This window comes from Streptomyces sp. R44 (assembly GCF_041053105.1).
GTDB lineage: Bacteria > Actinomycetota > Actinomycetes > Streptomycetales > Streptomycetaceae > Streptomyces.
The window spans coordinates 7358013-7369980 of record NZ_CP163444.1 but is presented as its reverse complement, the minus strand read 5'-3'; the positions used below and the strand labels follow the sequence as shown (position 1 = coordinate 7369980).

General features: G+C 72.2%; 10 protein-coding genes. 2 read left to right on the top strand and 8 right to left on the bottom strand.

Annotated features, from left to right (window positions below; all coding sequences use genetic code 11):
• Nucleotides 1–46: 46 nt before the first annotated feature.
• From AB5J54_RS34265 to AB5J54_RS34255, 3 genes are read right to left on the bottom strand one after another with little or no spacing between them, the layout of a single operon-like run.
• Complete coding sequence (locus tag AB5J54_RS34265) at nt 47–718, bottom strand: hypothetical protein (RefSeq protein ID WP_369147812.1); 672 nt, start codon at nt 716–718, stop codon at nt 47–49.
• Nucleotides 718–1257, bottom strand: coding sequence for a SigE family RNA polymerase sigma factor (locus tag AB5J54_RS34260; protein ID WP_369147811.1), 540 nt, complete (start codon nt 1255–1257; stop codon nt 718–720). Before AB5J54_RS34260 ends, AB5J54_RS34265 begins: the two co-directional genes overlap by 1 nt.
• On the bottom strand, nt 1238–2293 hold the full coding sequence (locus tag AB5J54_RS34255) for a LacI family DNA-binding transcriptional regulator (RefSeq protein ID WP_369147810.1): 1056 nt from the start codon (nt 2291–2293) through the stop codon (nt 1238–1240). The genes AB5J54_RS34260 and AB5J54_RS34255 overlap by 20 nt, the downstream gene beginning before the upstream one ends.
• A 283-nt stretch (nt 2294–2576) precedes the next feature.
• On the opposite strand from AB5J54_RS34255, the gene AB5J54_RS34250 reads away from it, so the two are divergent.
• Nucleotides 2577–3035: a DUF6325 family protein gene (locus AB5J54_RS34250; RefSeq protein WP_369147809.1), complete on the top strand. Its 459-nt coding sequence runs from the start codon at nt 2577–2579 to the stop codon at nt 3033–3035.
• A 57-nt stretch (nt 3036–3092) separates the two neighbouring features.
• A complete protein-coding gene (locus AB5J54_RS34245; protein WP_369147808.1) occupies nt 3093–3380 on the top strand; it encodes an SHOCT domain-containing protein in 288 nt (95 codons plus the stop codon).
• A 36-nt stretch (nt 3381–3416) separates the two neighbouring features.
• Here the strand turns inward: AB5J54_RS34245 and AB5J54_RS34240 are convergent, their stop codons facing one another.
• The 5 genes from AB5J54_RS34240 to AB5J54_RS34220 form a co-directional block, all read right to left on the bottom strand.
• Nucleotides 3417–4724: a chloride channel protein gene (locus tag AB5J54_RS34240; protein ID WP_369147807.1), complete on the bottom strand. Its 1308-nt coding sequence runs from the start codon at nt 4722–4724 to the stop codon at nt 3417–3419.
• Nucleotides 4725–5015: 291 nt separating this feature from the next.
• Nucleotides 5016–5354 carry a P-II family nitrogen regulator gene (locus AB5J54_RS34235; RefSeq protein ID WP_369147806.1) on the bottom strand — a complete coding sequence of 113 codons (339 nt, stop codon included), beginning with the start codon at nt 5352–5354 and terminating at the stop codon, nt 5016–5018.
• Complete coding sequence (locus AB5J54_RS34230) at nt 5351–6673, bottom strand: ammonium transporter (protein ID WP_369147805.1); 1323 nt, start codon at nt 6671–6673, stop codon at nt 5351–5353. The genes AB5J54_RS34235 and AB5J54_RS34230 overlap by 4 nt, the downstream gene beginning before the upstream one ends.
• 142 nt (nt 6674–6815) lie before the next feature.
• Nucleotides 6816–8330: an alpha-N-arabinofuranosidase gene (locus AB5J54_RS34225; protein ID WP_369147804.1), complete on the bottom strand. Its 1515-nt coding sequence runs from the start codon at nt 8328–8330 to the stop codon at nt 6816–6818.
• A 587-nt stretch (nt 8331–8917) separates the two neighbouring features.
• Nucleotides 8918–11782, bottom strand: coding sequence for a glycoside hydrolase family 48 protein (locus tag AB5J54_RS34220; RefSeq protein WP_369149549.1), 2865 nt, complete (start codon nt 11780–11782; stop codon nt 8918–8920).
• Between the last annotated feature and the right edge of the window lie 186 nt (nt 11783–11968).

Below are 11968 nucleotides of genomic sequence, written 5' to 3'. Positions count from 1 at the left end.
CCGTTCGAAGACCGTAGGGGTTGACGCCGCGTCAACCGCAAGTCGTTCAGTTCCCGCCGCCGGGACCGAAGCCTCCCCGGAGGGTGGTGCGGCCGCCGTCGGGGCCGGTCAGGAGGATGCGGTACGTGTCGGCCGAGGCGTCGCGCGCGCCTTCGGCGTGGTTGTACTGGGCGGCGAAGGTGTGGGGGCCGGGCGGCACCGTACGGCCCGGCTTGAGCGTCCACCGGTAGACCAGGGTCCGCGGTTCCTCGGTGACGGTCACGGTGAAGTCCTCGGCGGGGCGGGTGCGCCAGTGTCCCGTGCTCACGACGCCGGGGGTGCGGGCGATCCGCAGCTCGACGGTGAGGCCGACGACCGTGGATTCGGTGGTCACGGCGAGGTCGCTCTGCGCCCACCAGCGGTTGCTGCCGGGGTCGACGGTGCCGGCCGCGCGCGCGGTGGGTCCGGGCGCGGGGAGGGTGGCGGCGGGTCCGGCGGGCCGGTCGGCCAGGGTGGTCACGGCGAGGCCGCCGATGCCGACGACCCCGGCGACGGCCGCGGAGACGGCGAGGACCACACCCCGGCGGCGGCCGGCCCACGGGCGCGGTGACCGGGTGCGGCGGCCTTCCGGGGCGGACGCGGCGAGGCCGCGTTCCACCCGGGCGAGGATGCGGGCGTGGTCGGGCCGGTGTGCGAGCGCCGCCTCCCGCAGCTCGCGGCGGAGCCGTGCCTCGTCCATCAGCGCCTCCCCGCGGCGAGTTCGGCGGCGGCCCGGTCGCCGAGCAGCCGCTGGAGTTCCGCCATGCCCTTGGCCGTCTGGCTCTTGACCGTACCGACGGAGACGCCGAGCGCGAGGGCGGTGTCGCGTTCGGACAGGTCGAAGGCGTGCCGGAGCACGACGCAGGCGCGCTTGCGGAACGGCAGGGCGCGCAGCGCGGTGCGGACGTCGAGGACGGCGGGGACGTCCGGGCCCTCGGTGTGCTCCGGGCGGCGGTCCCAGAAGGCGGCGATCCGGCGCCGTTCGCGGACGGTGCCGCGGATGCGGGTGCGGACGAGGTTGGCGACGACGCCCCGGGCGTAGGCGGCCGGGTGGTCGGCGGCGCGGACCCGGTCCCAGCGGTTCCAGAGGGCGAGCATGGCGTCGGCGGCGAGGTCGTCGGCGGCGTCGGTCTCGCCGGTCAACAGATGGGCGAGGCGTGCGAGTTCGGCGTAGTGACGCTCGAAGAAGGCCCGGAACTCCGTCGCGCTGTCGTCGGCGTCAGCGCCCGCCGTGGTCACGGGGGTCCTCGGTGCGGAAGGCCGGGCCCGTGCTCGCGCGGGCCGTGAGGAGGGGCGCGATGAGCTCCGTCCCGCGCGGGGCCTCACCGGCGAGGCGCGCCACGAGCCGCTCGACGGCGAGGCGGCCCATCTGGCGGGCGGGTACGGAGACCGAGGTGAGCGGCACGGAGGCGTGCACGGCGACCTGGTCGGGGCAGATGGCGACGACGGAGACGTCCTCGGGCACGGCGCGGCCCTGATGGCGCAGGAAGGCGAGGAGGGGCTCGACGGCGGCCTCGTTCTGCACGACGAGGGCGGTGGTGCCGGGGCGTTCCTCGAAGACGCGGGTGACGGCGGCGGCGACGGCCGCGTAGGTGCCGTCGACGGGGCGGTGGAGCAGTCCGACGCCGTGGGTTCCGGCGGCGGCGCGCAGTCCGGTGAGGGTGCGGGTGGCGAAGCCCGTACCCCGCTCGTACACGGCGGGAGGTTCGCCGAGGACGGCGATCCGGGTGTGGCCGAGGCCGGCGAGGTGCTCGACGCAGCGGGCTCCGGCGGCCTCGAAGTCGAGGTCGACGCAGTCGAGTCCGGTGGCGTCGGCGGCCTCGGCCGTCTCGGCGGGCAGGCCGATGAGGACGGAGGGCCGCTCGGCCTCCTGGAGGCAGGGCAGCCGGGGGTCGTCGAGCCCGACGTCCATGACGATCATGGCGTCGGCGACGGCGCTGCCCTCGACGCGGCGCACCGCCTCGGGGCCTTCCTCGCCGGTGAGCAGCAGCACGTCGTAGCCGTGGGAGCGGGCGGTGGTGGTGACGGCCATCGCGATCTCCATCATCACGGGGACGTAGAGGCCGGTGCGGAGCGGCATCATCAGCGCGAGGATGTTCGTCTGGCTGCTGGCGAGCGCGCGGGCACCGGCGTGCGGCCGGTAACCGAGGGCGTCGATGCTGTGCTGGATGCGCTCGCGGGTGGGGGCGGATATGGAGCGCTTCCCGCTGAGCACGTAGCTGACGGTGCTGGCCGAGACGCCGGCGTGGCGGGCGACATCGGCGAGGGTGACCACGTGCGTGCTCCTGGACGGTTCCCGTGTGTTCCGGGCGACCGCCCGAGGATTCGGCTCCTGACCCTAGGCGTCGGCTCGCTGAGCTGTCCAGACGGACCGCGAAGACTCCGGTGTCCGGGGGCGCGCTCGCCCACACCCCGGGGGACGGGCGTCCCGTGGAGGTGCGAAGCGCTCCGGCGGATGCTCGAATGGGATCGGGACTGCCCCCGGTCGCGTCCGCGGAGATGCGACACGGACGGGGGCGCGTTCGGTCAGGTGCTCACCAACCGCGTGTGGAGTGGTCATGAGCGACGAATTCGAGGACATGGGACCGGTGGACTTTCTGGTCATCGAGTTTCCCGGCAATCGCATGACGGGCAAGGGGCTGCCGATGCTCCTCGACCTGGTGGACAGAGGCATCGTCCGCATTCTCGATCTCGTGTTCGTCCGGAAGGACGCCGACGGCAGTGTCGTCGGCATGGAACTTCGGGACTTCGACGCCGACGGTGAGTTGGACCTGGCCGTGTTCGAGGGCTCCTCGTCGGGGCTCCTCGGACAGGACGACCTGGACGAGGCGGGGGCGGCCCTCGAACCGGGCAACTCCGCCGGCATCCTCATCTACGAGAACCTCTGGGCCGCCCCCTTGGCGCGGGAACTGCGGCGCGGCGGCGCGCAGCTCGTGGCCGGCGGGCGCATTCCCGTACAGGCCCTGCTGGCCTCGCTGGAGGCCGAGGAGGGGACGGGCGGCACCGCCGCCGCCTGACACCGACCGGACGGCCGAGAAGGCCGATCCACCCGAATGCGGCCGAGGAGGACCGACATGCCAGGACTTCTTCGAGGTGTGGCACGCACCGCGGTAGTGGCCGGGACGGCGACCGCCGTCTCCAACAGGGTCTCGCGACGCCAGGCGGGCCGATGGGCCCGGCAGGAGGAGCCGGCGCCCCAGCAGTACGCACCGCCACCGGCCGCCGCGCCGGCACCCGCCGCGCCGGCCGACGACATGAGCGACAAGATCGCTCAGCTCAAGGAACTCGGGCAGCTGAAGGAGCAAGGCGTGCTGACCGAGGAGGAGTTCGCGGCTCAGAAGAGCAAGATCCTCGCCTCCTGACCCGCAGGCGCAGGGCCCGGCCTCGCCCCGGGTGGCTCAGGGCCGCCGGGGCGAGGGACGGTTGCCCCGCCCGGCCGGCCGCTCGCCGAAGGCGGGGATGCGAGGGCCCTGCGGCAGGAGCTCGGTGACGACGAAGGACAGGACGGTGGCCAGCACCACCAGGGCCACCGTCTCGACGTTACCCAGCAGGAGCACGACCAGGATCACACTGCTCACGGGCAGTCGCAGGGCCGCGGTCACCGAGGCGGCCATCCCGACCGCCATCGCCGGCACCAGACCCAGGCCCGGCAGCGGGGCCAGCAGGACTCCGGTCGCCCCGCCCAGGAACAGGGCGGGAAAGACGGGGCCACCGCGGAGGCTGCCCAGACACAGCGTGTACGCGAGACCCTTGAAGACCAGCACCGCGACGAGGGCGCCCACCGACCACGCGTGGGGATCATGTGCCAGGTCGGACAGCGTGGCCTCGCCGGACAGGGCCGCGTCCGCGGGCGAGCGGCCGGTGGTGACGGCGTAGAGCGTGATGCAGACCGCCGCGCCCGTCGCGCAGAGAACGGTGTTCCGTACGATCCGGCTCACCACGAAGCGTGCCGCGAACCGGCCGCCCACGAGGGTCCAGTGGACGACGAACGCGACAGCGGGCGCCACCACGAGTACCCACAGCACATCCGCCGCGTCGAGCGGTGGCGGCGCGGGCAGACCGATGTCGAGGCTTCCCGTCTCCAGTCCCGTCCAGTGGACGAACCCGGTGAAGATCAGCGCTCCCACGCCGCTGGACAGCAGGGCCGGAAGGATCACCGCGAACAGCTGGGGTCCGCCCACCCCGGCCACTTCCATGAGCAGCACGGCGCCGACCACCGGGTTCCCGAAGAGCGCGGAAATGGCCGCTGCCGCCCCCGCGGCGCCGAGCAGCGCCGTGCTCGCCTGCGTCTGCGGTGCCCGGACCAGGCCGGCGAAGAACAGCGCCAGCCCTCCGCCGAGGGCGATCAACGGCGCCTCGGGCCCCAGGACGGCGCCCAGCGGAAGACCGGCCACCGCGGCGAGGACGACACCGGGCAGCGCCCCCTTCGAGATGCCTCCCGCGTGCAGCCCGCCGGCCGGAATGTGCCCGCCCCGGCCGGGAAGGCGTGCGACCACCAGACCGACGAGAAGGCCGGCGACCGGCAGCAGGGCGAGCCCCCACCACCAGGGGGCCTGCTTCCAGCCCAGGTCCCTGGGCCAGTCCGTCCAGATGAACTGCTCCAGCTCGTGCAGCAGCACGAGGAACCAGAAGGCGACGAGCGCCACCGGAATGCCGATCAGCCCGGAGAACACCAGACCCTTGCGGTATTCGGGTCGCCGCAGCATGGTCCGCAGCAGGTCGGCTTCCTGAGGCTGGCTTCCCGGAGCGTCCGCCGAGGGCTGCGGTGGGGTTCCTGCGATGGGGTCCTCCTCGACTCGGCACCACCCCAGGAGGCCAGGTCGGTGAGGCACGGGGGGGGCGATAGCGGCGCATATGCGGGCGTATATACCGTGCGGGCGGCACGGATATGCGTCTGCGCGTCGATTCGGCGTCGCGACGGCCCCGGAGAGGTCCCTCCGGCCGGACCCCGGAGAGGTCTCTCGCGCCGGGAACGGTCCCCCGGCGCGGCCCCTGTGTCAGAGCGCGTCCGGGCCGCGCTGTCCCGTGCGCACGCGCACCACCGTCTCCACCGGCACCACCCACACCTTGCCGTCGCCGATCTTGCCCGTGTGGGCGGCGCGGACGAGGGCGTCGACGACCGGGTCCGCGTCGACGTCCTCGACGACGACTTCGATCCGGACCTTGGGGACCAGGTCCACCCGGTACTCGGCGCCCCGGTACACCTCGGTGTGGCCGCGCTGGCGCCCGTAGCCGCTCGCCTCGGTGACCGTGAGCCCGTTGACGCCGAGTTCCTGGAGCGCGTTCTTCACCTCGTCAAGACGGAACGGCTTGACGATCGCGGTGATCAGCTTCATGCGGAGGGCTTCCTGTCCTTGACGAGCGAGGTGACGGGGGACGCGGCGTGCAGCGGCGAGCCGCCGTGGCCGAGCACGCCGTGATCGTAGGCGGTCTCCGCGTGCACCGTCTGGTCGAGTCCCGTCACCTCCTCCTCGGCGGAGGCCCGAAGCCCCATCACCCGGTCGAGCACCTTGCCGATCCCGTACGTGACGAGGAAGGTGTACGCCGCCACGACCGCCACCGCGAGGGCCTGCCGACCGAGCTGGGCGAGCCCGCCGCCGTGGAACAGCCCCTCCTTGCCGCCGGTCATCTCCGACGTCGCGAACAGGCCGATGAGCAGCGTGCCGACGACACCACCGGCGAAGTGCACGCCCACGACGTCGAGCGAGTCGTCGTACCCGAAGCGGAACTTCCAGGCGACCGCGTACGAGCAGACGACGCCCGCGGCGAGACCGACCGCCGCCGCCCCCGGCATCGCGACGACCCCGCACGCCGGAGTGATCGCCACGAGCCCCGCGACCGCGCCGGACGCCGCGCCGAACGTGGTCGGGTGGCCGTCGCGCCGCTGCTCGACGAAGAGCCAGCCGAGCAGGCCGGTGCACCCGGCGACGAGCGTGTTGAGGAGGGACGCGGCGGCCAGGCCGTTCGCACCGAGCGCCGAACCGCCGTTGAAGCCGAGCCAGCCGAACCAGAGGAGCCCGGCGCCGAGCAGCACCATCGGCAGGTTGTGCGGCCGCATCGCCTCCTTCTTGAAGCCGATGCGCGGGCCGATCACCAGGCACAGCGCGAGGCCGGAGGCGCCCGACGCGATTTCGACGACGAGTCCGCCCGCGAAGTCGAGGGCGCCCAGCGAGTGGGCGATCCAGCCGCCGGGACCCCACACCCAGTGCGCCACGGGAACGTATACGAGCAGCGTCCACACCGGCACGAGGACGAGCCAGCCCGCGAATCGGGTGCGATCCGCGACCGCGCCGCTGATCAGCGCCGCCGTGATGATCGCGAACGTCAGCTGGAAGGTGGTGAAGAGGAACGTGGGAACCGTGCCGGTGAGGGTGTCCGGACCGATGCCCGCCAGACCGAGGTGCCCGAGGCCGCCGATCAGACCGGCGAAGGCGTCGTCGTCGAACGCGAGCGAGTAACCCGCGACCAGCCAGACGACCGTGACGAGGGCGATGGACACGAAGCTCATCATCAGCATGTTGAGGACGCTCTTCGTACGGACCATGCCCCCGTAGAACAGGGCAAGACCGGGGGTCATGAGCAGAACGAGCGCGGTGGCGACGAGCAGCCAGGCGGTGTCGCCGGTGTCGAGCCGGGGTGCGGCGGCGAGGGGCATCGAAGGTCTCCTCCTACGGGTTGGGGGAGAGCCTCGTGGCGGCGCATTTCGCGATGCGTACACGGAAGTTTCCGCGGTGTTTCGTATGACGCGGGTATTGCCGAACCCTCACGTCGCACCCCGCTCCGCCCTCCTCCGCTCGTCAGACCAGCCGTACGACGTTCCAGGACATCGGCTCCAGGACGGCCCTCAGCACCCCGTCCTCGACGCGCGTGCCCTCCACCGCGTGCGGCGCGACCCGCTCCGGTGCGTCGAGGGTGTTGCGGGCCTCCGGGTCCGCGTCGGCGAGCGCACTGTGCTCCACGACCCGGCTCAGATCGAGACCGCGCAGGGCCACCTCCAGCGGCAGGGGCGCGTTCCGGCCGCGGTTGACGGCGAAGACCGTCACCGCGCCGTCCTCGCCGCGCACGGCCGTGGCGTGCAGCAGCGGGACGTCCCCGAAGCGGTCCGTGGGGTACGTCGGCGAGGTCACGCGCACGTCGAGCACGGTCCCCCGGCCGTACCGGGACGCCTGGGCGAAGGGGAAGAAGGTCGTCTGGCGCCAGGCGGGACCGCCGGGCTCGGTCATGATCGGGGCGATCACGTTGACCAGTTGGGCGAGGCAGGCGACCGCGACGCGGTCGGCGTGACGCAGCAGGGCGATCAGGAGGCTGCCGAGGACGACGGCGTCGGTGACGGTGTAGACGTCCTCCAGGAGACGCGGTGCCTCCTGCCAGTCCTCCACCGGGTGCGGATGGGGCCGGCGCTGGTACCAGACGTTCCACTCGTCGAAGGAGAGGGTGAGCTTCCTGGGGGACTTCAGCCGGGCGCCGACGTGGTCGCAGGTGGCGACGACCTCCTCGATGAAGGCCTCCATGTCGACGGCGGAGGCGAGGAAGGAGTCGCGGTCGCCGTCGGTCTCCTCGTAGTAGGCGTGCAGCGAGACGTGGTCGACGACCTCGTACGTCTCCGCGAGGACGGTGGCCTCCCAGGCGGCGAAGGTCGGCATGCCGCGCCCGGAGCTGCCGCAGGCGACGAGTTCGAGCCCGGGGTCGATCCGGCGCAGGGCCCGTGCGGTCCGGGCGGCGAGCCGGCCGTACTCCTCCGCCGTCCTGTGGCCGGTCTGCCAGGTGCCGTCCATCTCGTTGCCGAGGCACCACAGGCGGATGCCGAAGGGGTCCTTGTCGCCGTGGGCGATGCGCAGGTCGGAGAGTTCGGTGCCGCCGGGGTGGTTGGCGTACTCGACGAGGTCCATGGCCTCGGTGATGCCCCGGGTGCCGAGGTTGAGCGCCATCATCGGCTCGGCCAGCGGGCCGAGCTTCCGCAGGAAGGCCATGAACTCGCCCAGGCCGAAGCGGTTGGTCTCGGTGGACCGCCAGGCGACGTCGAGCCGGCGCGGCCGCTGTTCGACCGGGCCGACCCCGTCCTCCCAGCGGTGTCCGGAGACGAAGTTGCCGCCGGGGTAGCGGACGGCGGTGACGCCGAGCTCGCGGACGAGTTCCAGGACGTCGGTGCGCAGCCCGTCCTCGTCGGCGGCGGGGTGGCCGGGCTCGTGGAGGCCGGTGTAGACGCAGCGCCCGAGGTGCTCGACGAAGGAGCCGAAGAGACGGGGGTCGACGGGGCCGACGGTGAAGTCGGGGTCGAGGGCGAAACGGGCGGCGGGCTCGGGAAGTGACATGCGATTGCCTCTCACTGGGGGCGTTCGAAATATCGACCAATAGCCGTATGTCCGAACGAGAACGTAGGAGCGGAGACCCGAGCCGTCAACGGGTCGACAACAAGCGCCTGTGCGCCCCACCCCGAAGGGAGGCAACCCATGAAGCGAACCGGTACCGCCGTCATCACGGCCGCCGACGGCGGAGCGACCGTCGCCGGCACCACCGGCACGCTCAAGCCCGTCAGCTACACGCACGGTCTCGTCGCACTCGGTACGGCAGACACGCTCCTCGCCACCCGCAACAGCGAGCTCCAGCGCCGACCCGAACGTCCTCCACTTCGAGTACGGCACGCACTTCATGGGCTACGGCACCGACCTCTTCCGCCTCGACGCGGCCACGGGCACGGGTCACCAGGACCCACAACGCCTTCGACGGCGTCTCCGCCATCGCCTTCAACCCCGTCCACCCCTCGGTGATGTACCTCGGCGTGGAGGAGGTCGGCACCCCGAGCTGAGCGGACTCCCGGCAGCCGTGGGCCGGGCGGACCCCCGAGAAGGGGGCCGCCCGGCCTCGTCGTACGCGGAGCCCGCTCTCGCGGGGCGGGCTGCTATTCGAGGAGCTCCGCGTACGAGCCCATGGCCAGGGCGATGTCCGCCTGGGCCCAGAACCGGTGGTAGGTGAAGACGGGCGCGGCGCCGCCCGCCAGGTAGGCCTCGACCTTCGGCCAGGCCGGGTCGTTCTTGTAGAAGGAACGGATCGAGGCGAAGGTCGACGAGGAGTTCACCACGTCGCCGTTCGGCATGCTGCCGGTCCAGCCGCTCGGCACGTACACGGGGTCGTCGAAGCGGTTGTAGTCGGCGCGGGTCTCCGGGACGGCGATGCCCAGCGGGTCCCGGTGGTGGTCCCACATGCCGTCGAGGAGGGCCTTGGCGACGCGCTTGGCCTCGGCGTGGCCGGACCTGGCCGCGTAGTAGGTGAGCGTCTTGGCGTAGGCGGCGGCGACACCGACGTCGTCGGTGTAGTCGGCGACGGTGACGTGGAGTCCGGCGTTGGCGCCGGGGCTCGCCGCGTTCCAGGTGTCGGGCGCGCCGGACCACTGGAGGGTGGAGGGGACGCGGTAGGTGCCGTCGGGGTTGATCGTGGTCTTCGACAGGGCCCAGGAGACCCACTTGTCGAGGACGGTCTTCGCCTTGGCGTCGCCGGTCTGCTGGTAGTACTCGGCGACCCGCTCCATCGACCAGGCCTGGAAGCCGAACCACTGGTTCGACGCCGGGTCGTGGTAGACGGGCTTCTCGTCGTAGTACATGCCGTGGAAGGTGGGGGTACCGGCCGGCGGGGTGGCGTAGCGCCCCTGCCAGCTGTTGGTGGCGCCGCCCGCGATGGCGCCCTCGTCCGACTGGAGCCAGCGGTAGAACTCCAGCTGCCGGCCGAGGCTGGTCGCCCAGTCCGCCGCGCCCGTCGCCGACTTGGGCTTGAGCGGGGCGTACGAGCTCAGGGCGTAGGCGGCGAGGGGGTTCTGGTAGCCGCTGTGGTTGTGGCTGGAGCCGATGCGCCAGGACCAGCCGGCGGAGGTGTCGGTGGCGCCGCCCCAGGCGTAGTACCAGGACAGCAGGTAGTGGGCGCTGTCCTTGCCGGTGCCGGCCGGGCAGGCGGTCGGTCCGACGCAGCCGCCGACCTTCTTGAAGTACTTGTCGAACATGGCGTACCGCAGGTAGTCACCCATCTTGGCGGCCTTGCCGACGGTCGCGGACACCTGGGCGCCCTTGCCCTGCTCCTTGGCCCACAGGTCGGCCCAGTAGGCGGCCTGGACGGCGCGGGCGTCGGCGTCGGGGGCGTCGGTGAACTTCCACTGCTTGGCGTAGGAGGAGTCACCGGTGAAGAGGTCCAGATAGCCGTTCTTGCCGCCGAAGGAGAAGTTGTCGCAGGTGGGGTGGGTGACGGTCTCCCAGACGGACTCCTGCGGGCCGCGCTGGAAGGTGTTGATGTACGAGGGGCCGGTCGCCGTCGGTCCCGCGGAGCACTTCCCGGGCTCGTTGCCGTAGCCGTAGACGTTGTCGACGTCCTGGATCCAGTGCATGCCGTAGATGTCGTCGGTGCCGTAGGCGCTCTTGAGCTCGCCGGCGATCGGGTCGGAGCCGGAGGTGACTCCGGAGTCGAGCTTCGCCGGGTACTGCGAGGGAAGGTCCCACTCGGGGGCGTACGTGGCCGGCTTGGAGGCGTTGTAGGAGGAGGTGGTGGGCTGGTCGGCGTGGGTGGGGATCATGAATTTCTCCATGGTGTCCCAGGCGCCGTTGAACTTGGTCCAGTCGCCGGTGATCTTGCCGTACATGGCCTGGAGCCAGATGAGGTAGCTGTACGCCTCCGAGGTCGTCTCGTGCCCGTGGTCGGGGGCCTCGACGATCAGGGTCTCGACGGAGTGGTACGGGATGCCCTCGGGCGAGAAGTAGCCGTTGGCCGGGTCGGTGATCTTCCCGTGGAGGTCGAGGAAGCGCGCGTCGTACGTGGAGTTCGCGGCCAGCTGGGCGACGGTGACCTCGGCCTTGGCGTGGCCGGGGGCGGTCGCGGTGAAGACGGCGGAGCCGGTGCCGGTGGCCGCGGCGGCGACGGTCACCTTCTGGGCGGTGTTCCAGTTCGCCGGGGTGAAGGTGAGGCTCGCCGGGGTCGCGGTGAGGTTGGTGTTGCCGGAGGTGCGGGCGACGCTCACCGCGACGTTGGTGGTGGGCGCGGTGGAGAGCTTCAGGTCGAAGGTGCCGGTGCCGCCCTGCCGTACGCCGAGTCGGCTCGGGGAGGCGACGAGCGCGGGGCCTGCGGCGACCGTGATGCCGACGGGGGCCGACTCGGCGGAGGCGCCGAGGCTGTCGTAGGCCTTGGCGTAGAGGGAGTGGGCGCCGGTGGCGAGACCGGCCGCGCTGTAGCTGAAGGGCGCGGTGGTGTCGGTGCCGAGCAGGGTGGTGTCGCTGTAGAACTCCACCTTGCCGACCGTGGCGCCGTCGGCCGCGGCGGCGGTGGCGGCGAGCGGCACCGCGTCGCCCTCGGTGTAGACGGCTCCCGGGGCCGGGCTGGTCAGGACCGCGACCGGGGGCTGATGGGCGCCGGCGCAGGTGGTGCCGTTGACGGCGAAGCCGGTGGGGGCCGCGTTGGTCCCGCTGTAGGTGAACTGGGCGCCGGTGGTGAGGGCGGCGCCCGCGGCGAGGGTGCCGTTCCAGGAGGTGTTGGTCACCGTGACGTTCCTGCCGGACTGCGACCAGACGCCGCTCCAGCCGTTGGTGAGCTTCTGGTCGCCGGCGTAGGAGTACGTCAGCGTCCAGCCGTTCAGGGGCTCGGCGGCCCGGTTGGTGAGCGTGAGTTCGGCGGTGAAGCCCGAACCCCAGTCGTTGGCCTTGTAGTCGACGCTGCACTGGACGGCGGCGGCCTGGGCCGCGGGGGCACCGACGGCGGTGAGGCCGAGGGGCAGGGAGAGCGATGCGGCCAGGGCGGTCAGCCGCAGGCGCGGGCTCGTTCTCGGACGGATGCCGGGTCGGATGCTCGGGCCGATTCTCGGTCGAAGGCGTGACATGCGGATGGTTCTCCTCGCGGCTCGGGAGGTGGGGATGCGAAGAGCTCGAAGGTGCGACAGTCAAGCTTTGAACCAGTGGGAGCGCTCCCACTGTGCAGTTGG

Excerpts from the sequence above, each read along its gene's own strand:
- AB5J54_RS34245 (WP_369147808.1), top strand. The coding sequence starts at position 3,093 with ATGCCAGGACTTCTTCGAGGTGTGGCACGCACCGCGGTAGTGGCCGGG.
- AB5J54_RS34230 (WP_369147805.1), bottom strand. The coding sequence starts at position 6,673 with ATGCCCCTCGCCGCCGCACCCCGGCTCGACACCGGCGACACCGCCTGG.
- AB5J54_RS34240 (WP_369147807.1), bottom strand. The coding sequence starts at position 4,724 with ATGCTGCGGCGACCCGAATACCGCAAGGGTCTGGTGTTCTCCGGGCTG.
- AB5J54_RS34250 (WP_369147809.1), top strand. The coding sequence starts at position 2,577 with ATGAGCGACGAATTCGAGGACATGGGACCGGTGGACTTTCTGGTCATC.
- AB5J54_RS34225 (WP_369147804.1), bottom strand. The coding sequence starts at position 8,330 with ATGTCACTTCCCGAGCCCGCCGCCCGTTTCGCCCTCGACCCCGACTTC.
- AB5J54_RS34265 (WP_369147812.1), bottom strand. The coding sequence starts at position 718 with ATGGACGAGGCACGGCTCCGCCGCGAGCTGCGGGAGGCGGCGCTCGCA.
- AB5J54_RS34235 (WP_369147806.1), bottom strand. The coding sequence starts at position 5,354 with ATGAAGCTGATCACCGCGATCGTCAAGCCGTTCCGTCTTGACGAGGTG.